At 72.0% G+C, this 19,764-nt stretch carries 19 protein-coding genes and 1 pseudogene; 5 read left to right on the top strand and 15 right to left on the bottom strand.

The annotated features are described in order from the left end of the window. Window positions 1-139: 139 nt before the first annotated feature. From ABT232_RS11705 to ABT232_RS11720, 4 genes are all read right to left on the bottom strand, one after another. Window positions 140-718 carry a Type-2Aa cytolytic delta-endotoxin gene (locus ABT232_RS11705; RefSeq protein WP_351839120.1) on the bottom strand — a complete coding sequence of 193 codons (579 nt, stop codon included), beginning with the start codon at window positions 716-718 and terminating at the stop codon, window positions 140-142. Window positions 719-1,402: 684 nt separating this feature from the next. Then, the gene (locus ABT232_RS11710) at window positions 1,403-1,801 is read right to left on the bottom strand and encodes an SH3 domain-containing protein (protein ID WP_351839122.1); all 399 of its coding nucleotides are present in this window, start codon (window positions 1,799-1,801) and stop codon (window positions 1,403-1,405) included. Between the two features lie 267 nt (window positions 1,802-2,068). Beyond that, complete coding sequence (locus tag ABT232_RS11715; protein ID WP_351839124.1) at window positions 2,069-2,767, bottom strand: class I SAM-dependent methyltransferase; 699 nt, start codon at window positions 2,765-2,767, stop codon at window positions 2,069-2,071. Between the two features lie 259 nt (window positions 2,768-3,026). Next, window positions 3,027-3,917, bottom strand: coding sequence for a glycoside hydrolase family 19 protein (locus ABT232_RS11720; RefSeq protein WP_351839126.1), 891 nt, complete (start codon window positions 3,915-3,917; stop codon window positions 3,027-3,029). A 635-nt stretch (window positions 3,918-4,552) separates the two neighbouring features. Between ABT232_RS11720 and ABT232_RS11725 the strand changes: the two genes are divergently transcribed. Together ABT232_RS11725 and ABT232_RS11730 are read left to right on the top strand one after the other, a co-directional pair. Then, window positions 4,553-5,662 (top strand): hypothetical protein, encoded by a 1,110-nt coding sequence (locus ABT232_RS11725; protein WP_351839128.1) that lies wholly within the window; start codon window positions 4,553-4,555, stop codon window positions 5,660-5,662. A 177-nt stretch (window positions 5,663-5,839) separates the two neighbouring features. Next, window positions 5,840-6,307 carry a hypothetical protein gene (locus ABT232_RS11730; protein WP_351839130.1) on the top strand — a complete coding sequence of 156 codons (468 nt, stop codon included), beginning with the start codon at window positions 5,840-5,842 and terminating at the stop codon, window positions 6,305-6,307. Between the two features lie 183 nt (window positions 6,308-6,490). Here the strand turns inward: ABT232_RS11730 and ABT232_RS11735 are convergent, their stop codons facing one another. The 10 genes and pseudogenes from ABT232_RS11735 to paaA all read right to left on the bottom strand — a co-directional run bounded on the left by ABT232_RS11735 (window position 6,491) and on the right by paaA (window position 15,054). Continuing rightward, complete coding sequence (locus ABT232_RS11735; RefSeq protein WP_351839132.1) at window positions 6,491-6,709, bottom strand: hypothetical protein; 219 nt, start codon at window positions 6,707-6,709, stop codon at window positions 6,491-6,493. A gap of 213 nt (window positions 6,710-6,922) precedes the next feature. Further along, window positions 6,923-8,203: a kynureninase gene (gene kynU / locus ABT232_RS11740; RefSeq protein ID WP_351839134.1), complete on the bottom strand. Its 1,281-nt coding sequence runs from the start codon at window positions 8,201-8,203 to the stop codon at window positions 6,923-6,925. Continuing rightward, window positions 8,200-9,048 carry an alpha/beta hydrolase family protein gene (locus tag ABT232_RS11745; protein WP_351839136.1) on the bottom strand — a complete coding sequence of 283 codons (849 nt, stop codon included), beginning with the start codon at window positions 9,046-9,048 and terminating at the stop codon, window positions 8,200-8,202. The genes kynU and ABT232_RS11745 overlap by 4 nt, the downstream gene beginning before the upstream one ends. Further along, window positions 9,038-9,889 carry a tryptophan 2,3-dioxygenase gene (locus tag ABT232_RS11750; RefSeq protein ID WP_351839138.1) on the bottom strand — a complete coding sequence of 284 codons (852 nt, stop codon included), beginning with the start codon at window positions 9,887-9,889 and terminating at the stop codon, window positions 9,038-9,040. Before ABT232_RS11750 ends, ABT232_RS11745 begins: the two co-directional genes overlap by 11 nt. Window positions 9,890-10,035: 146 nt before the next feature. Then, complete coding sequence (locus ABT232_RS11755) at window positions 10,036-10,812, bottom strand: SDR family oxidoreductase (protein WP_351839140.1); 777 nt, start codon at window positions 10,810-10,812, stop codon at window positions 10,036-10,038. Between the two features lie 71 nt (window positions 10,813-10,883). Then, on the bottom strand, window positions 10,884-12,050 hold the full coding sequence (locus ABT232_RS11760; protein ID WP_351839247.1) for a 2Fe-2S iron-sulfur cluster-binding protein: 1,167 nt from the start codon (window positions 12,048-12,050) through the stop codon (window positions 10,884-10,886). Between the two features lie 179 nt (window positions 12,051-12,229). Beyond that, entirely contained in the window at window positions 12,230-12,802 is a 573-nt protein-coding gene (gene paaD, locus ABT232_RS11765; RefSeq protein WP_450871617.1) for a 1,2-phenylacetyl-CoA epoxidase subunit PaaD, read from the bottom strand. After that, entirely contained in the window at window positions 12,799-13,572 is a 774-nt protein-coding gene (paaC, locus tag ABT232_RS11770; RefSeq protein ID WP_450871622.1) for a 1,2-phenylacetyl-CoA epoxidase subunit PaaC, read from the bottom strand. The genes paaD and paaC overlap by 4 nt, the downstream gene beginning before the upstream one ends. A 103-nt stretch (window positions 13,573-13,675) precedes the next feature. After that, window positions 13,676-13,963, bottom strand: a pseudogene (gene paaB, locus ABT232_RS11775) (1,2-phenylacetyl-CoA epoxidase subunit PaaB); the annotation flags it as partial. Continuing rightward, complete coding sequence (gene paaA, locus ABT232_RS11780; protein ID WP_351839251.1) at window positions 13,960-15,054, bottom strand: 1,2-phenylacetyl-CoA epoxidase subunit PaaA; 1,095 nt, start codon at window positions 15,052-15,054, stop codon at window positions 13,960-13,962. The pseudogene paaB and the gene paaA, both read right to left, overlap by 4 nt. 711 nt (window positions 15,055-15,765) lie before the next feature. Here paaA and ABT232_RS11785 point away from each other — a divergent pair. Genes ABT232_RS11785 through ABT232_RS11795 form a run of 3 tightly spaced genes read left to right on the top strand, consistent with a single transcriptional unit; the run spans window position 15,766 to window position 18,251 of the window. After that, window positions 15,766-16,017 carry an acyl carrier protein gene (locus ABT232_RS11785; RefSeq protein WP_351839143.1) on the top strand — a complete coding sequence of 84 codons (252 nt, stop codon included), beginning with the start codon at window positions 15,766-15,768 and terminating at the stop codon, window positions 16,015-16,017. Continuing rightward, the gene (locus ABT232_RS11790) at window positions 16,017-17,495 is read left to right on the top strand and encodes a class I adenylate-forming enzyme family protein (RefSeq protein WP_351839145.1); all 1,479 of its coding nucleotides are present in this window, start codon (window positions 16,017-16,019) and stop codon (window positions 17,493-17,495) included. Before ABT232_RS11785 ends, ABT232_RS11790 begins: the two co-directional genes overlap by 1 nt. Before the next feature lie 54 nt (window positions 17,496-17,549). After that, window positions 17,550-18,251, top strand: a complete 702-nt coding sequence (locus ABT232_RS11795) for a 4'-phosphopantetheinyl transferase superfamily protein (protein ID WP_351839147.1) — start codon at window positions 17,550-17,552, stop codon at window positions 18,249-18,251. A gap of 277 nt (window positions 18,252-18,528) precedes the next feature. Here ABT232_RS11795 and ccrA read toward each other — a convergent pair whose 3' ends face one another. Continuing rightward, window positions 18,529-19,713 carry a crotonyl-CoA carboxylase/reductase gene (gene ccrA / locus ABT232_RS11800; protein WP_351839253.1) on the bottom strand — a complete coding sequence of 395 codons (1,185 nt, stop codon included), beginning with the start codon at window positions 19,711-19,713 and terminating at the stop codon, window positions 18,529-18,531. Between the last annotated feature and the right edge of the window lie 51 nt (window positions 19,714-19,764).

Genomic DNA, 19,764 nt, shown 5'->3' on the forward strand with positions numbered 1-19,764 from the left:
GCGGAGGTGGAGCGTGCCGTAGTGCCGTAGTCCGGCGCGGTGCACAGCCCGGGACGGCGGGCCGTGACTCATCCTGAGGGACGGACGCGGGAGGTGCTGGGAACGGATGCGCGGGAAGCGAAGGGCGCTGTCTGGAGAATCAGGCCGCGTCCGCGAGCTTCTGACGTACGACGATCGCGTTGAGCTGCACGGCGAACTGTGCGGTGTCGGCGAGGCCCAGGCTCCCCACGCGCTGCTTGTCGAGGCGCACGGTGACGTCGGTGCAGAAGGCGACACCGTACAGGTGGTCGCCGGCCTCCATGTCCTGGAGGGCGAAGAACAGGTCGCGGTAGTAGCTGGTGCGGTCCGGCTGCTCCTCGTAGTAGGCCAGCCCCGGTTCGCCCTCTCGCGAGGCGAGATCGGTGAAGGCATCCACGAGGTCGCGCTCCATGGTGTCCCAGAACGAGGCCTGAGCCGCTTGTGGCGGGAGTGCCTGACGGACCGCCTCCTTGAGGGAGAGCGCCATGACGACGACCGGCGCCTCTTCCTGGAGCTTCCAGCCGCGGATCACGTTGATGACTTCGCTGTCGGGGAGCATGGCGGCGGCATCGCGTATGTGGGCGAAGTCGTAGTTGACGGTGGCGGGTGCGATCGCCTCCTGGAAGGCGTTCTTGAGGTCCTCCGCTTGGGCTCGGTGAGGCTCTTGCACCACCGTGACCGTCTTGAAGCAGGCTGCCAACTCACTCTCCTTAAACATTTTGTTGCATCGGCGAGGCGCCAGTATGCCGTGAGCGTGCGCCAGAGCGGTCCGCGGGGTCGCGGAACCGGCGGACCTGTCCAGGCCCGCTGCTGCCCGTCACCCGCCGGACCGGAGGGCTTGCTCGGCGCGAGCCCGCAGCGACGGGCAGCCCGCGTCGGCGGCCCGAACCACCCAGTGGTCGCGCGCTACTGCCCAACAGATACTGCCGATGGCTTCAGCCCTTCCCGTGCGTTCGACGAAGCAGCCGACCAAGCTTGGGACGACGTCGGCGGGAGGTACCGACAACCGCGTGCACGCGTCGGCGTCCGAGGTGGCGTTGCGGTCACTCACGCGCACGCCTGAGCGTCACCGTCGTTCTGTCCGTGGGCCGATGCCGTCCCGAGACTGCGGGCGGTCCGGCAATGAGGTCGACGACCGTCTGGATGAGGGCGGTGGCCTGTTTGAGGGCGTGCGCCCGGTCGAAGGCGTCGACGATCCAGGTCCGGGGTGCGTGGTGGCGTGGATGGTTGAGTCCGTCGCGGGTGCCGGGGGGAGGCGAGGACGGTGATCACCAAGACGCCGGCAGTCCTCGGAGTACGAGGACTGCCGGCGGTGGGCTGGTCATGCCGGGACCACTCCGTCACGCGGTCGGTGCCCGTCCGGTCATGACGGGCGCCGACCGGCTCAACAGGGTTCCAGGGCTCCCTGGCTGGAGCCGTCCGGGTTGATCGTCAGGTTGGCGTCGGAGATCCAGCCCTGGGTGGAGGTGCCCGCGATCCGGGCGTGCGTCCAGGTGTTGCCGTAGCTGTTGACGACGTAGCAGTGGTAGTACAGCTTCGTCCCGTTGTACGTCTGGCCGGTGTTTCCGCAGGCCGCGTACGGGCCGGTCTTCAGGGCGTAGGTGCCGGTGGAGTAGCCGCTGCCCGTGTCGGGGTTGCTCCAGGACCAGCCGCTGCAGTCCGCGGCCGCGCCGGCGTGGCTCTGCGCCGCCGTCACGACGCCGGACCCCAGGGCGAGACCGGCCGCGGCCAGCCCGATGGCCGCCTTGCGCTTGATGCCGGACAGCTTGATGCGCTCTGACATGTTTCCTCTCCTCCACAGTGAAAGCTCGCGGTGCGAGAGGGCGACGGACACGATCGAGTTGATGGTCATGATCATGTCATCCCCCGTGAACTCTGGTCGAGGAAGAACGTACGCGCGAGGAACACTCATCACATCAAACGCTGGTTCGACATCCGGGTAAACCTGTGCTCCACCGCAGGTAAACCTGCGCGGTAGCCGCCGGAGGCGGAAGGTGGCTCGGAACCAGCCCTGGGGCCGGCGGGCCGGGCCGACATGGCGAGGTCGTGTTCAGTCCTCCTGGCACCGACGCGCCAGATGGACGGTGATGTCGGCGGCCATCTCGACTCTGTCCGGCAGTACCCGCGTGATCTGGCTGAGTACCTGCTCTCGCTGCGCGGTCGGCAGGACGAGATACGCCGAGACGGTGGAGAGATGACCAACGTAGTCGCGAGCGCTCATCGTCACGCGCCGTTCGATCACGGACTGCTGGTCGTCGGCGAACCACTCGGACCGTTGCAGCTCCGTACCCGGCCACTGCATCTCATGACCCGGTGGCGTCCCGTCAGGCGACGGGATCTCGTCGCTCTCCAAGAATGGTGCTCGCGCCGTGCGTACGGCTTCCGCTACGGCCGGGTCTGCCAGTCGACATGGCCCACCCCATGAGGCGAACACCCCGCCCGGTTCCAACAGCGCGGCCGTGCGCGACCAGCGGCCCTCCGGGTTCGTCCAATGCAGCGCTGCTGCCGCATAGACCAGCTCATACCGTTCGCCAGGTCGCAAGTCCTCGAGCGCGGCCCGCACCGTCCGGACGTTCGTCGGCACGTGCTTGCGCAGCTCGGCGAGCATGGACTCGTCAGGATCGGTCGCGGTGACCATGACTCCCCGCTGGGCGAACAGGCGGGTTGCCTTGCCTGTCCCCGCGCCGATCTCCAAGGCGGTCCTCACCGGACGGCCCGCGTACGCCATCACCATGTCGAACAGCTCCACGGGGCACCCCGGCCGGAACCGCTCGTATGCTTCCGCCACCACTCCGAAACCCAGCGCGCGACCAGACATGCTCAGCATCCTGACACGGGCCGTGTGTGTGCAGGTGTGACCAGTACGGATGGCCGCCGACTTCCTTCGCCGACGGCCATCGACATCACGCAGGCGCGCTACAGGGTCCGCTTCTGCCGTGCCGACCTTCGCCGCAGGGGGTGGGTGTGCTTGGGGACATGCGAGAGCCCCACGGCCCGACGCCCGGTCGTCAGCAGTAGAGGTTGCCGCCGGGTTCTGTTCCGAGGACCTGCGTGAACCGCTGGTAGTTGTTCACGCGGCTCTGCACCTGTGCCGGGTTCTTGCCGTCGCATTCCAGGGAACCGTTGATGCTGCGGATCGTCTGACCGAAACCGGCGCCGTTCACCATGGCGTTGTGCGGGGTCATGCTGCCGGGGCCGGTCTGGGTGTTCCAGTACCACAGGGCCGTCTTCCAGGCGACGGCTGAATCGTTCTGCACCAGCCAGGGGTTGCCCAGCAGGTCGATGCCGAGCGCGTCGCCCGCCGCCTTGTAGTTGAAGTTCCAGCTCAGCTGGATCGGGCCGCGCCCGTAGTAGGCGGCCTGACCGGCCGGACAGCCGTAGGGCTGACTCCAGTCACAGTAGTGCGGGTAGTTGGCGGTGTTCTGCTCCACGACGTGCACCAGACCACCGGTCTCGTGGCTGACGTTGGCGAGGAAGGCCGCGGCTTCCTGCTTCTTCACCGTGTCGCTGCCCGTATTGGCGAAGCCGGGGTAGGCGCTCAGGGCCGCGGTGAGGCCGCTGTAACTGTAGAAGGAATTCCGGTTCGGGAACATCTGGTTGAACTGCGCCTCCGTCACGACGAAGCGCGTGCTGGGCGTACCCGGTCCGCTGTCGCAGGCGTACGGCTCCCAGTACCAGGTGCTGATGATCGGGTCGTAGCCCGGATTGGCGTGCTCGGCGATGTAGGCCTTGCCGTCGGTGTAGCGGACGATGTCACCGGCGTTGTACGACTTGCCTGCCACCCAGTTCGGGTAGCTGGAGCACGCCGCGGCGGCGGCGTTCGAGGCCGGGAGCAGCACCGGGGCCGTACCGGCGAGGGCGAGCGCGGCCAGGACGGCGGGAACACGGCGTCTCGACACGAGATCAACTCCTTTACGGAGCACGGCCGCCTCCTGGGGCAGGGCAGGACGCAGCAGGCCCGCACCGCACGCACCGGTGGACCGGACACGGCGTGGGGGCGGCCGTGGTGGGGGGCTGTGGAGGCACACTCAACCGTGTTGGTCTGTACCAGTCAAGGGTGTAGACCAGTCAGGCGTCGAGCGGCCGACGGGATCCCGGTCGATGCTGGCCAACGCCCCGCAGCTCGCCTGGCTCCACGACGACTGCCGTGTCTGGGGCGTCCCCGGCGCCGCCGGCGCCCCCGTCGGTCCGCGACGTGACCCGCAGCGACATCCCGGCCCTCGCCCTGTCCGGCGGGTTCGACGCCCAGACTGCTCCGAGCAACGGTGGATACCCGCTGCCTCGCGAGGCTCCAGCCGCCGCGGTTCGAGATCGCACCGTGAGGCGTGCGCCGTAGCCGCGACGAAGGCTGACCGGATATCAGGGATGCCGGCCCCTCGTGGGCCCCTGGCTCGTCGGCCCGCGTGGCGCTCCCGCCGCTCGGGCCGGCTTCGCCAACAGGCAGCGTGGGGCGTGGCCGGAGCCGGTCCGGGAGAAAATTCATGGCTCCGCCGCCGGGAAACTGGGATGATCCAGTTCCCCAAGCGGAGGGCAGTTGTTCGTCTTCGTATGTGCGGGGTGCGGCACCGAGCTGACCGCCCCGCTGTCCCAGGTCACCCTGCCGGTCCACGCCCATCAGAAGTACGGGAACGGGATTCAGCTCCCGGTCCTCATGGAGCCGGGCACGTTCGCCGTGGAGCCGGAGCCCACTGGGCCGCCGTGGCGGAGGTGGGAGGAGACCGATCCGGAGGAGCTGGCGGCGCGCGGCATCTACGCGCCGGTCTACGCGGTGTCCGACGGCGCGCCCGGCGCGATCGTCATCGCACCCGGAGACATCCGCAACACCACGCTGATCCCGGAGAAGTGCGGCGGGTACTGCTGCGGCCTCGACGGGGCCGACGGCCCCAATCTGTCCTGCGAGGCGTGCGGCCTGCCCGTGGCGAGCAGGATCGACGACTGCTCGCTCTGGCAGTCGGTGTGGCTCGCCCCGGACGCCGTGCACCGCCGCCCCGCTGACGCTGCCGGTACCGCGCCGCTCTCCTGGGCGGAGCTTGTGGCCGACGGGAAGAGCACACCTCCGTTCGAGCCGATCACCGCGTGGGGAGGGCCACGGCTGGGGTTGCATCACTGGTGGTCCTGGAGTCCGCGTTGGGAGGCGGCGGCCGGCCGGGCGCTCGCGCATCTCCTGGCGGCGTCGGAGGGCCGACCGGTGACCGTCCCCGACGGCCTGACCGAGGAGGTGTTCCAACGCGCTCTCGACACCCTGCTCCCCACGGGTCCCTCGGCGCGGCGCGCCGTCCTGGCCGGGCCGGGGCTGCCCACCCCGGACGCGGACGTCGACATCGCCCTCGTACCGGTCCATCCCCAGACGGCGGAGACCTGGGCACCGCCGTATTCGGCCACCCCGGCATACCTGGTGCCGCTGCCGTTCGGCGTGTGGCTGTGGCTGGCCTTCCCTGAGCCGCACCTGCCCGCCCCCGCGTCGGGCCTCATGCCCGACGGCGTCCTCCGCGACGATCCGCCCGCGCCGCACCCCTGCAGCCTGTTCCGAGCCGACCCGAGCGTTTTCCGGCACACGTTGGTCCGGCTACCAGCCGTCCGCAGCCCGTGGCTGCGCGACATCTTCGAGAACCTCACGCGGGAGGTGCACGCCAGCCTCTTCTGACGGACTGCGAAGACGCCGACGCCCAACGTGACCCGCCGAAGGTCCGGCCTGTCCGGTGCACGCGCGCCGCGACCGAACAGTGCCAGCCGGTGGTGCCCCTCAGACGTCGTCTCATCCGGCGAGCATGTGCGACGATCCGTCGGCCAAGCAGGAAGCCACGGGCGGGGGGAACAGCTGGTGAAGTACGTCGAACTGGATGCGCGGGTCGGCGGTCTTTCCGGGGTCTTGAGCCCGGCTCGCTACCTGGAGTTCCTGCCCTTGGTCTCTGGCGATCTGCCACCGGGTGCCCGGGCCTTCGCCACCGACACGGACCACTACGCCTTCCAGAGCAGGCGATGCGTGAAGGACCTGACGCTCCAAGCCGTCCGGGACACCGGCGATGACGAGATGGTGATCGAGTTCCAGCACAACTGCTGGAAGCACGACCGGGACCTGCTGATTCGCTACGCGGGCGTCTCCAGCTTCACCATCGATCCCGCCGACGAGGATCGAGGGACGGATCTCGGGAGCGTGATTCTCGACGAGATCCTGCCGCACAGGGATGGCTGCACCCACGAGATCGCCTGCTGGAACGGCACGGTGACCATCGTCTGCCGTGACCTTCAGGCGACCTGGACCGAGACCCACTGCTCAGGCAAGTCGTAGGCGCGAGCGCAGCGACCGCAATCGCCGGACAGTCGGCACCGCGACACGGCCTGCGCCACGATCTCAGCGATGTGGACGCACGCTGAGCGCATCACCTGACCTACGTCGAGCGGGTGGGCGGTCTGGGACTGATGCCCTGGGCGGGACACACGGCCGGTGCGCGGGGCTGGGACTTGGGCGGGGCTAGTCGGCGACCAGTTTGTGCTCGTCACGGTGTGCTCCGCACAGGGTGCCGAACAGGTCGGCGCGGCAGGGGCCGGGACCCTCGTAGGTGTGGTGGGCGATCGTGCCGACGTCGATGGCTTCCTGCCCGTCCAACGGGGCCGGGGTGGGCTCGTCGAGGCGGGCTTCGACCTCTTCGATCCGCCGCAGCAGGTCCCGCTTACCGGTCGGGCGCCTCATATGTCCTCCGTTGATGGGCCGGGCAGGAGTTGACCGCGTTACTCCTCTTCCCACAGATGTCGATGACGTGCCGACCAGCTGCGGGAAAGTGGAGCTGTGCGGGGCCCTGGACGTGCTTCGGCTGCCTCTCGTCGGGTCGGGGCGGGTCAAGTCGGGTCGGATCGAATCGGGTCGGTTCGGGGCTGCGGCGGCAGCTATGGCGCCCCCTCGTGCTCAGCCCTTTCGTACGTGGCCCTGCTCCGCGACGGTGCGTAGGTGGCGGGCGGCGGTCAGCAGCTCCTGGTGGGTGGTGTAGAGGGCGTTCATGCCGAAGCGCAGGAGGTCCGGCGGCCGCGTGTCGATGATGACGCCGTGGTCCACCAGGGCCTCGGTCAGGGCCTGGGCGTGCGGGTGGCGCAGGGAGACGTGGCTGCCTCGGCGTGCGGGGTCGGTGGGGGTGACGGGCTCGAAGCCCAGAGGGGTGAGGAGTTCGGTCGCGCAGTCCAGGAAGAAGCCGGTGAGGGACAGGCTCTTGGCGCGGACCTCGGCCAGGTCGACGTCGTCGAAGACGGTGAGCGCGGCCTCCAGCGCCAGCAGGGACAGGATGGGCGGTGTTCCGATGCGGGCGCGGGCCACGCCCGGCGCCGGCGTGTAGTCGCGGGCCATGGCGAAGGGGTCTGCGTGGCCGGTCCAGCCCGGCAAGGGGGTCTCCAACGCCTCGTGGTGGCGGCGGGCCACGTACAGGTAGGCGGGGGCGCCGGGGCCGCCGTTGAGGAACTTGTAGCCGCAGCCGACGGCGAAGTCCACACCGAGGGCGTCGAGGTGGAGGGGAAGGGCGCCGGCGGCATGGCACAGGTCCCACAGGACCAGCGCGCCGGCCAGGTGCGCCGCCTCGGTGACCGCCCGCATGTCGTACAGCTCGCCCGTGCGGAAGTCGACGGGCGAGTAGCTGACCACGGCGACGCGGTCCCCTTCGGTGGCCAGGAAGGTCGGCAGGTCGGCCGGGGGGACCCAGCGTGTTTCCAGGGCCTGGCGGCCGGCCACGGCGCGGGCCAGGTACCGGTCGGTGGGGAAGTGACCGGGGTCGGTGATCAGCAGCGTCCGGTCGGGGCGCAGTGCCCCTGCCGCGCTGAGGGCGGTGAACAGCTGCACGCTGGTGGAGTCGCCCGCCACCGTCTGGCCGGGGGCGGCGCCGAGGAGGCGGCCGATGGCGTCGCCCACGCGCAGGGGTGCGGCCCACCAGCCGTTGGTCTCCCAAGAGCGGATCAGGTCGGTCCCCCACTGCCGGGTCACGACGTCGCCGAGGGCTTGTGGGACGGCGGCGGGCAGGGCGCCGAGGGAGTTGCCGTCGAGGTAGACGACGCCGTCCGGGAGGAGGAAGCGGTCGCGGTACGGGGCCAGGACGTCGTCGGCGTCGCGTCGCGCGGCCTCCTCGTCGAGTGCGGTGCGGGTGGTGAGGACGGCGGGTGTGGTGGGGGTGCTGGGCGTGTTGGGGGTGTTGGGGCCGGCGGTCATGTCTGCGGGGCCTTTCGGCTGTCGTCGTCCTGGCGTCGTGCGCCGAAGGCGGCCGCCATCTCCCTGAGGGTGTCGGCGACCGCGCGGGCACCGGGGGCGCCCGGTTCGATGAGCGTGTAGTGGCCCGTGCCGGGCAGCACGACGGTCCTCAGGTCCCGGTGCACGGCCGCGTAGTCGGTGAACTGGGTGAGCGGGACCTCCTCGTCGACGGCCCCGTGCAGCAGCACGGTGGGGACACCGGTCGTACCCGTGCGGCGCAGCAGGGTGAGGGGGTCGACGCTGGGCAGCCGTTCGTCGAACACCTCTGCTCCGCCCAGGAGTTGCAGGGCGGCGCCATCGCTGAGGTCGTCGCGGCGGGTTGCGGTCAGGTCGGTGATCGGGGCGAGGGCCAGTACGGCGGTCGGCAGGGTGCGGGTGTGCCAGCGGGAGCCGGGGGGCAGCAGACCGCGGGCCGCGCACCACAGGGCGAGGTGGCCGCCCGAGCAGTGCCCCGCCAGTACGTACGGCCGTCCCTGCGGCAGGGTGTCGACGATCCGTGCGACGTCGTCGAAGGTCTCCGGGTAGCCGCCGGCGCCGCCGGAGCGGCGGAAGCCGGGCAGCAGGACGTCGAAGCCCTGCTGGGAGAGGTAGGCGGCGAAAGGGGTGAGGTGCATGCGGTCGTAGCGCCAGTAGCCGCCGTGCAGCAGGATCACCAGCGGGGCGGTGGGGTCGTCGGCGGGCCAGGCGTCGTAGACCTGGTGGGGGTGGTCGCCGTAGCGGCCGTGTGCCGGAGCCAGGACCGGTTTCAGGCTCAGCACCCGCCGCTCCTCCTCGGCGGCGAAGGCGGAGATGGTCCTAGAGGTCACCGCGCACCTCCCACAGTTCGGGAAAGACCGGGCGGGCCGCGCGCTCCTCCAGCCAGGCGAGCCCGGTGGAGCCGGCGCTGCCGGTCTTGGCGCCCATGGCGCGGCGGACGACCATGACGTGGTCGAAGCGCCAGCGCGCGACGAGTTCGGCGATGTCGGTGAGGAGTTCGCCGAGGGTGAGCAGCGGGTGGTGCGGCGGGCCGGCGTACACCTGGCGCCACGCCTCGACCACGCCCGGGTCCGAGGTGTGGGGCTGGGTGACGTCCCGGTCGCGGACGTGCTCGGGGACCGGGAGGCCCTGGCGGTACAGGAAGCGCAGTACCTCGTCGTACAGGGAGGGTTCGCGGTAGGTCTCGCCCAGCGCCTCGTGGACGGTGGCGTCGCCCTGGTGGAGGCGGAGCATCCCGGCGGACTTGTCGCCCAGCAGGAACTCCATGTGCCGGTACATCGCCGACTGGAAGCCGGAGGCCCTGCCGAACGCGGCACGGAAGCCGTTGAACTGCGCCGGTGTGAGCGCCGATATGGGCGCCCAGGCGGCGTTGAGCGCGGTCAGGGCGCGGCGGCTGCGGGTCAGAGCGTCCAGGGCCGCGTCCAGGTCGTCCTTGGCGAAGGCGGTCCTGGCGGTGCGCCACTCGTGGACGATCAGGGTGAACCACAGCTCCATCACCTGGGTGGTGACCAGGAAGCCCATCTCGTCCGGGGCCTCGGTCAGGGGATGCTGGAGCGTGTTGAGGACGGACGCGTGCACGTAGGTGTCGTAAGGGCTCGCGCCCGGGAAGGGCCGGGTCAGGGGGTCGGGGTCGTCCACGGGGGGCGGGGCGGCGGGCGTGTGCTGGGTCATGGCGTCTCCTAGGGGTGCCGTAGGCCGGGGCCGCGGCCGAGCGGGGGGTACGGCCGTGGCGAGGGCTGCCGGTCGGACGGGGCGTACGGCCGTGGCGAGGGCTACCGGTCGGGCGGCGGGCGGAAGCGGGGCCGCGAGCGGCCGTCTCATACGCCGAGGTGGACGCCTCCGGAGGCGTCGATCCACTGGCCGGTCACCCAGCGGGCCTCGTCGCTCGCCACGAAGGACACGACGTCGGCGATGTCCGCGGGGGCGCCGAGCCGGCCGAAGACGGAGGCGCTCGCGTACCTCTGGCGGATCTCCGGGATGCTCAGCGTGGGGTTGATCTCCGTCTCGGTGTAGCCGGGGGCGACGCTGTTCACCGTGATGCCCCGGGGGCCGAGTTCCTGCGCGAGGGCCAGGGTGAGGTAGTCCAGGGCGGCCTTGGTCATGGTGTAGGCGGCGATCGGCGGGAAGGCGACGCGGGTGGCCACCGAGGAGACGTTCACGATCCTGCCGCCGTCGCGCAGCCGGTCCAGTGCGCGCTGGACGATGAAGAACGGCGCCTTGGTGTTGATGGCGAACACCCGGTCGTAGTCCGCCTCGGTGACGTCGGCGATCCGGCGCGGGAGGGTGATGCCGGCGTTGTTGACGAGGATGTCCAGGCCGGGTGCCGCGTCCTGTGCGGTCACGGCCCGGTCGAAGGCCTCCCAGAGCGTGTCGGCGTCGCCGGGTACGCCGAGTTCCGCGTGGACGGGGAAGGCGCGGCCGCCGTCGGCCTCGATCTCCTTGACCGTGCGCTCGGCCGCCGCCTGGTCGTGGCCGTAGTGGACGGCCACGAGGGCGCCCTCCCGGCCCAGGCGCCGGCTGATGGCCCGGCCGATACCGCGGCTGCCGCCGGTGACCAGGGCGGTCTTGCCCTCGTGCCGCAGGGTGGTGGTCAACGTCTTCTCCTTCGGGTGGGTGGGTTCGGGCGGGAAGGGTGGGGTGGGTGGGGCGGCGGGTCCGGGCCTGGTCAGGCGTCGAAGTCGAGGGTGAGTTCGGTGCCGGCCGGCCGGGCCCGGCATACGAGCGTGTAGCCGGCGGCGAGTTCCGCGGCGTCCAGGGCGTGCTGAGGGCCGGTCGTCACCCGGCCGGACAGGACGCGGGCCCGGCAGCTTCCGCACACGCCCTCACGGCAGGCGTAGGGCACGTCGGGGTGGGTGCGCAGCAGCGCGTCGAGGACGGTGGTGTCCTCGGGCCCGGTGGTCGCGAGACGGCGGCGTCCGCCGATCAGCGCGGTGACGCGGGTGGGGTGCGGAGTGGTGACGCCGGTGGGGTGGGGGGCCGTCGCCGGGCGCGACGGGGTGCTCCGCGTGGCCGGTGTGGTGCCGTGCTCGGGGGTGTCGGCGGCGGTGAAGGATTCCGCGCGGATCAGGGCCGGGTCGGCGCCCCACGCAATCAGCGCCCGCCGCATCGCGACGACCAGACCGCCGGGGCCGCACAGGGCGAACGCGGTGTCCGCGTCGGGCCGGGCGCCCACCGCGGTGAGCAGGCGCGGGAGTCTCACCTCGTCGATCCGCCCGCCCGGCAGACCGCCGGCATGCTCCTCACGGGTGAGGTTGTACAGAACCGTGAAGCGGTCGACGAACGCGTCCTTCAGGGCGGCCAGTTCGTCGGCGAGAAGGGCGTCGGCGGACGTCGGGACGGAATGGATCAGGGAGACCCGGCAATCGGAGTCCTCGCGCAGCGCGGCGGCGGCCATGGCGGCGAGCGGTGTGATGCCGGAGCCGCCCGCGATCAGTACGTGATGACCGCCGGGCCGCCCGGCCAGCGCGAAACCGCCTGTGGGCGGCGAGAGTTCGAGGACGTCGCCCGCCGCCAGGGCGGTGGTGGCGTGGGCGCCGAAACCGTCGGCGGCGCCGCGCCTGATGACCAGGCGCAGGGCCGTGGGGTCGTCGGGCGGGGGGCACACCGAGTAGCTGCGGCACAGTTCCGTGCCGGCGCGGTGGTGCCGGACGACGACGTGGTCGCCGGGCCGGTAGGTGAAGAGCTCGCGCAAGGCCTCGGGCACCTCCAGGGTGACCGCGACCGCGTCCCCGGAGACGTGCCGGAGTTCGGTGATGAGGAGACGGTGCCAGCCGGTGCGGCGGCCTGCGGGGTGAGGGCCTGGGGTGCTGGAGTCTTCCGTACGGGGACCCAGGTCGCGAGCGCTTTCCGCACGGGGGCCTCTGTCGCGGGAGTCTTCGGTGGGCGGGTCTGCGGGGTGGGGGCCTGCGGTGTGAGGACCTGCGGTGTGAGGGCCTGCGGTGTGGGGGCCTGCGGCTTGAAGGCCTGCCGGGATGGTCCCGTCGGAGACATGACTGGTGCTCATGGTCCGCCTCACACCGTGCCCAGATAGGGGAAGAGTTCCTGGCAGGCCGTGCACCGCAGGACCGACTGGCAGCGGGCCGGTCCGAACGGGCTGTGCGGCCGGGTGGCGCGGGAGCCGCAGTGCGGGCAGGGCACCTGGGCCAGTCCGACGGGGACCGGTCCGTCGGCCGGGCCGGGTACGGGCGGGGCGATACCGTGGGCGGCGAGCTTCTCGCGGCCGGCCTCCGTGATGCGGTCGGGTGTCCACGCCGGGGACAGCACCTGACGTACCCGTCCCTCGGGGTGGCCGCCGGTGACGAGGACGTCGCGGATCGCGGCGGCGATGGCGGGCAGCGCCGGGCAGCCCAGGTAGGTCGGGGTGATCTCCACTTCGAGCACGCCGTCGGCGGCCGGGGCGACCGAGCGGATCACGCCGAGGTCGCCGAGGCCGATCATCGGCAGCTCCGGATCGGGCAGCGCCTCCACCAGGGCCCGGATCTCCGCCGCCGTACGGGCGGGGCGCAGGGCCGTGACGGTACGGGGCTGTGGGACCGACGCCCGGCCCCATGTCCGACGCGTCGGCTCGGAGATGCAGCTGTTCACCAGCGGCCTCCCGGGAACTGGCGGTGCACCGACTGAAGTTCGGCGATCAGCGGCCCGAACTCCTCGGTGTGCAGCCCCGCGCGTCCGCCGCGGGCCTGCCAGGCCGGGGCCGGTACGGTCAGGCCCGCACGGGTCACGACCCCGGCCACGCGCCGTTCCCACTCCGGGCGCAGCGGCGCCGGCGAGGGAACCGTGCCCGCCGCGACGAGGTGCCGCAGCACGTCGTCCTCGTCGAAGAGCTCTGCGGTGTAGGGCCATACGCGTTCCAGGCCCTGTTGCATGCGGCGGGCGCTCTCGGGGGTGCCCAGGCCCAGCCGCAGGGTCCAGTTGTCGGCGTGCATGCGGTGGAAGGCCACCTCCCTGGCGGCCCGTTCACCGAAACCGGCGAGCTGTGGGTCCGCACAGCCGGCCAGGGCCTCGTAGTACAGGACCGCGTAGTGGGAGTAGGCGAGCTGCCGAGCGACGGTGACCGCGAAGTCCCCGTTGGGCAGCTCGGTCAGCAGGGCGTTGGTGAACTCGCGGTCGGAGCGGGCGAAGGCGAAGTCGTCCTCGCCGCGGTCGGTTCCGTCGACACGGCCGCTGAGGGTGAGCAGCGTGCGGGCGTGGCCGATCAGGTCGAGGGCGATGTTGGACAGGGCCATGTCCTCCTCGATGGCAGGCGCCCGCGTGATCCACTGGCACAGCCGCTGCCCGAGGACGAGCGCGTCGTCGCCGAGGCGCAACAGGTGCACGGCGAGGTGGGCGTCGACGCGGCCGGTGTCCGCGACCACGGCCGGGTCAGTCGAAGTGGTCACCTTCAGGGCCTTTCTCGGTGAGCGGGCCTTTCCCGGTGAGCGGGCCCTTCTCGGTCAGCGGGCCCTTCTCGGTCGGCGGGCCCTTCTCGGTCAGCGGCGCGAACTGCTCCGGGTACCGGTAGGGCTTGTGGCGGGCGCCCGCGAAGAACGGGTCGCGTTCGTCCGGCGAGGCCGCGTGCACGGCGTCCGAGCGGACCACCCACAGCGACAGCGGGTCACCGCGCCGGGTGTACAGGTCGCGGGCCCGCAGCAGGGCGGTGTCGGCGTCACCGGCGCGGACGGACCCCACGTGCTGATGGGCGAGACCGCGGCGCGGCCTGAGGAAGACCTCCCAGGACGCCGGAGCGCCCTCCGGCTGCGGGTTCATACGCGCTCACCCTCTCGGTGCCGTGCCGCCTCGGCACCGTCCGTCTGCTGCACTGCGTCCGCGTCCGGGTCCGGGTCCGGGCTTGGGTCCGCGTCCGGGTCCGGATTCGCGGGTGGCCCGTCGGCCCCGAAGCGTGCGGCGTAGGCGGCCGATGCCTCCCGTACCCAGGCGCCGTCCTCGTGTGCCGCGCGCCGGTGTGCGACGCGCTGCCGGGACCAGTGCGTGTCGTCGCCGAGCGCCGCGCGGTAGACGTCCCAGTCGACCGGAGTGAAGTCGTAGTGGCCGCGCTCCTCGTTCCAGCGGATCGCCGGGTCGGGGAGGGTCAGTCCGAGCCGTTCGGCCTGGGGGACGCAACTGTCGACGAAGCGCTGGCGCAGTGCGTCGTTGGTGTGGCGTTTGATGCCCCAGGCCATGGCGCGGCGGGAGACGGCGGCGCCGAGGGCCGCGGTGCGGCTGTCGACGCCGCCCGCCTCGGTGTCGGGCGGGCCGAACATCAGCGCCACGGCCGGCAGCCACCAGCGGTTCACCGCGTCCTGCGCCATCGCCTTCTGCTCCGGTGTGCCCTCGCACAGGGCGCGCAGCATGTCGTAACCCTGCCGCACGTGGAAGGCCTCCTCCTGGCAGACGCGGCGCATCGCCCGGGCGTACGGCCCGTAGGACGTGCGGCACAGCGGCGCCTGGTTGATGACCGCGGCGCCGTCCGTCAGCCAGGCGATCGCTCCGGTGTCCGCCCACGTCAGCGCGGGGTGGTTGAACGTCGCCGAGGCGCGCTGCTGGCCCCGGTGCAGGGCGTCGAGCAGTTCGGACCGGTCCACGCCCAGCGTCTCGGCGGCGGAGTAGAGGTACATGCCGTGCCCGGCCTCGTCCTGCACCTTCGCGATGAGCACCGACTTGCGGTACAGGGACGGAGCCCGGGTCAGCCAGGCGCCCTCCGGCTGCATACCGATGATCTCGGAGTGGGCGTGCTGGGCGATCTGACGGGTCATCATCCGGCGATAGCCGTCGGGCATCCAGTCACGCGGCTCGATGGTCTCCCCCTCGGCGATGAGGCGGTCGAAGTGCGCGAGCAGCTCGTCCTCCGCGGTGGGCACGGCGGCCGCTGTCCGGGTCGGCGGTGCGGCCTCGGACTGCGGTGCGGTGCCGGTCGGCGGTGCGGTCTCGGACTGCGGTGCGGTGCCAGTTGGCTGCGCGGTATCGGGCTGCGCTCCGGTGCCGGTCAGCTGCTCGTTCTCGGTCCGGGGTGCGGTGCCGGTCGGCTGCACGGTCCCGGTCTCGGTCCGGGGTGCGGTGCCGGTCGGCTGCACGGTCCCGGTCTCGGTCCGGGGTGCGGTGCCGGTCGGCTGCACGGTCCCGGTCTCGGTCTGGGGTGCGCTCATGCGGCGCTCCCGTGGCCGGTCCCCGCCTCGGCAGTGGGCACGTACCGGCCCTCGGACCGTACGTATGGCCTAGGCACTGGCATCACTCCTTCGGCACTCCTGGCACTCCTGGCACTCCTGGCGCTCGTGGCGCTGCTCGCACTCCTGGCGCCACCCGCATTGCTCGCGCTCCTCGCGCTCGTCGCGCTCTTCGCACTCCGGCGCGCCCCGCGTGCCCGGTGCGTCATGGCGGGCGGTGGGTGCGGCCTCCGTCCCGGAAAGAGGCTGCGCGCGGGCCCCGCTATCCCCGCTCCGGCCGGTGCGGACGGGTGACAAAGGTCACGCCGGGTCACGGGGATTGCGTCGCGCCGAGCGGTCCTCTTGCTGAGGTGACAAGGACCCACGAGATCCGCTCGGCGGCCGTCGGCCGCGGCGAAAGGGGAAAGCATGAGCACCATCAGGGAGCTGCTGGTCGAACTCACCGGTACCGCGGAGTTCGCCGACGCCGAGCGGATCGGTGACGACACCGACCTCGCCGCGAGCGGCATCGACTCCGGCGACCTGGTCCGTCTCGTCCTGCTCGTCGAGCAGCGGCTCGGCGTGGAGATCACCGCCGACGACATGGAGAAGCTGCGGACGATCGCCGACTACGAGCGGTTCACGGCCGAGCGTTCCACCGCCGGCGCCGGCGGTGCGTGATGTGGCTGACCCAGCTGCTGGAACGCAACCGTCAGTGCCATCCGGACCGGTTGGCCCTGATCGACGAGCAGCGCCGGCTGACCTGGACGCAGTTCCACGACCGCGTGCTCGAACTGGCCCGCGGACTGGCCGATCTCGGCATCGAACGCGGTGACCGCGTCGCGGTGCTGTCGAAGGACCGCATCGAGGTTCTGGAGGCCTACTTCGCGCTCGCCCGGCTCGGCGCGCTGTTCGTACCGCTCAATCACAGCCTGGCCGTGCCCGAGGTCGCCGGTATCGTGGAGCGCGTCGGCGCGGTGGCCGTCCTCGGCGAGTCGGAGCTGCTGGACCGGCACCCCGAGCTGCCCGCGTCGGTGCGGATCAGGATGGCGCTGGACAAGCCGGTGTTCGAGGCCCTGGGCACCCTGGCCGCCGAGCGGGACCTGCCCGAGGTGGCCGACACCGATCCGATCGCCGTGCTGCACACGTCGGCGACCACGGGGCAGGCCAAGGGTGTCACGGTCGACAGCGCCTCGTTCCGCGCCATCGCGCTGGGCTGGCTGGTCATGGCGCGGCCCACCGACGACATCGTCATGGTCAACTGCTGCCCGCTCTACCACGGCAGCATGGTCGTCTCCCTGACCTACCTGGCCGCCGGCGCCACCGTCGTCCTGATGCCCGGCTTCACGCCGCAGCGGGCGCTGGCCGCGGTCGAGGAGCATCGCGCCACCCACATGTGGCTGGTCCCGCAGATGCTCCGCTTCATGCTCCAGGCCAAGGGCGCCTCCCGCACCGACCTGTCGTCGCTGCGGGAGGTCCTGTACGGCGCCGCGCCCATGCCCCTGGACGTGTACGCCGACGCCGTGGAACGCCTCGGCTGCGGTTTCCGCCAGGTCTACGGCATGACGGAGGTCGGCGGCCCGTTCGTCACCCTCGGCCCCGACGAGCACCCCGCGCCCGGGGACGTCACCGCCCGCATCCCCTGCGGTCGCGTCGTCCCCGGCATGTCCGCCCGCGCGGTCGACGAGGCCGGGCGGGACCTGCCAGGCGGTGAGATCGGCGAGATCGTGGTGCGCGGGCCGGGCGTCATGCAGGGCTACTGGAACGACCCCGAGGCCACCCGCGAGATCGTCCTCGACGGCTGGATCAGGACCGGCGACCTGGGCTTCGTCGACGACGCGGGCCGCATCCACCTCGTCGACCGCACCAAGGACGTCATCATCCGGGCAGGGCAGAACGTGTACCCCTCGGAGATCGAACGCGCTCTGATGTCCCACCCGGCGGTGCGGGACGCCGCGGTCGTCGGCATGCCCGACGAGGACTACGGCGAGGTGCCGCTGGCGTACGTCGTCGCCGAGCCGGACACGCGGGCCGCGGACCTTCTCGCCCACGTCGGACAGCTGTTGGCGCCCTACAAGCGCCCGCGGCGGGTGGAGTTCATCGAGCAGGTGCCCCGCAATCCCGCCGGGAAGATCATCAAGAAGCTGCTGCGGACCTGAGCGGTGCGTCCGCGTCGGCACTCCGCCCCGACGGCCGGTCGTCCCCCGGCTGTGGTGGTCCCCGGCCCTGCCACCCACCCGGCCGCCGACGCGGTCGCCCGCCTGCTCCCCCTTCGGCCGGCACTGGCCGCCGCCGGCCTCGGGCTGGGCGTCGCCCTCACCTCGGACCCCGAGGCCCTGCCCGCCGGGCCCGCCGAGGAGGCCGCCGCATCGGTGATGCCGCCGCGGCGCCGACGGGAGTTCCTGGCCGGCCGGCTCGCGGCGCGGCGCGCGCTGCGCGCGGTGGGGCTGGACTGCGGGGAGATCCCGCGGGCGGGCCGCCTGCCCGCGTTCCCGCCCGGACGTGCGGCGTCTCTCACGCACAGCGCCGGGGTCGCGGCGGCCGTCGCCCGGGCGCCGGGCCGGGACACCCCGCTCGGCTGCGATCTGGAGCTGCGTCCGCTGCCCGTCCGGGCGGCACGGCTCGTCCTGCGCGAGGACGAGGAGGAGCTGCTGCGCGCTCCCGGGTCCGGGGCGGTGCCGTGGTCGGTCACCTCGCTGTTCTCGGCCAAGGAGGCCGCGTGGAAGGCTCTGCACACCGGGCCTCGCGTCCTTCCCACCGACGCGCTGAGTACTCTGCGCGACCTGCGGGCGCGGCCGTTCGCCGACGGACTGCGGATCGGGACACGGGCGGACCCGGCGCTCGCCGTGCACGTCGACGTGGTCGCGATCGGCACGGGTGTCTTCAGCACGGTCCTGGGCTGGGCCGACCACTGACCGACGACCGCTGACCGACGACCGCCGACCGCCGACCGCCGACCGCTGACGTCTGACCGACGACCGCTGGCCCACTGACCGACGGCCACAAGCCGACAGGCACCAGTCCCCAGCCGCCCCACCCGACCTCGACCGCCACGGCCCCCGCCCTGCGCCTCACGCGCGGAACGGGGGCCGTCTTCAAGAGCCGCCGGCAGATCCGCCGCAGATCCGCCGCAAAGTCGTGTCGGAGCACGCGGCTGAGTTGTGTCAGAGCCGCGTCACGACCCTCCCACTGTCACGCCGACGCGTTGACCAGCACCGCCATGTTCCCCGCCGGATGGCGGTTCTCGTGGATCAGCTGGTGTGCCAGGCCGATCTCCTCGAAGCCGAACGTCCGCGACAGGCAGGGGTCGACGAAGCCCTGGTCGATCAGCCGGGTCACCTCGCGGGCCTCGCGGGCACTGGCCACGTGCGAGCCCTGGAGCCGCTTCTGCCGCATCCAGAGGAAGCGCAGGTCCACGTCGCCGTTGTAGCCGGTGGTGCCGCCGCAGATGACGACCATGCCACCGTTGGCGCACAGGTACATGGAGGTGGGGATGGTGTCGGCGCCGGAGTGCTCCAGCACGATCCGCGGGGCGCGGCGCTCGCCGAGCACCTCCCAGAAGCGTCGTCCGAAGGCGCGCGCGCCGGCCAGCCAGCGGGCCATCGCCGCCTCGTCGGAGGTGTCCGGCATCCGGCCCCAGTGGTCGAACTCGCGCCGGTCGATCCATCCTTGGGCGCCGAGCTTCACGCAGAACTCGCCGCGCTCCTCGCTGGAGACGACGGCGACCGGGATGCCGCCGACGTGCCGTACGAGCTGGATGGCGATGGAGCCCAGGCCGCCTGCGCCACCCCAGATGAGGACCGGGTCGCCGGGCCGGACCGTGTGCGGCTCCCAGCCGAAGAGCTGGCGGTAGGCGGTGGCGGCCGTCGCCATGTAGCAGGCGGACTCGGCCCAGGACAGGCGGGCGGGCTTGGGGTGGCACATATAGTCGTCGACGACGGCGAACTGGGCGAAGGAGCCGTAGTTCTCCTCGTATCCCCACACGCGCTGGGTGGTGGAGAAGGCCGGGTCGGCGCCGAGGCGGATGTCCTCGGCCGTCTCGTCCCACCGGCTGGCCAGGACGACGACCTCGTCGCCGAGCCGGACGTCCCGCACCCCTTCGCCGACGGCCCACACGACGCCGGACAGGTCGGAGCCGCCGATGTGGAAGTCCTCGGTGGCGCCGGCCTTCTGCCGGGCGGCGATCACGTCGAGCGGGTGTCCGAGGGACGCCCAGACGTTGTTGTAGTTGACGCCGGCCGCCATCACCTTGACGAGCACCTGCCCGCGTCCGACCGGCGGTACGTCGACCACCTCGGTGCGGAAGGCGTCGACGGGCTGCCCGTAGCGTTCACGACGGATCAGCGAGGCGTACATCTTCTTCGGCACGGTGCCCATCTCGGGGGCGTCGCCGAGTTCGTAGAGCTCCTGGGCGGCGGTCGTGATCAC

The sequence above is a fragment of the Streptomyces sp. NPDC001532 genome (genome assembly GCF_040298625.1).
Classification (GTDB): Bacteria; Actinomycetota; Actinomycetes; order Streptomycetales; family Streptomycetaceae; genus Streptomyces.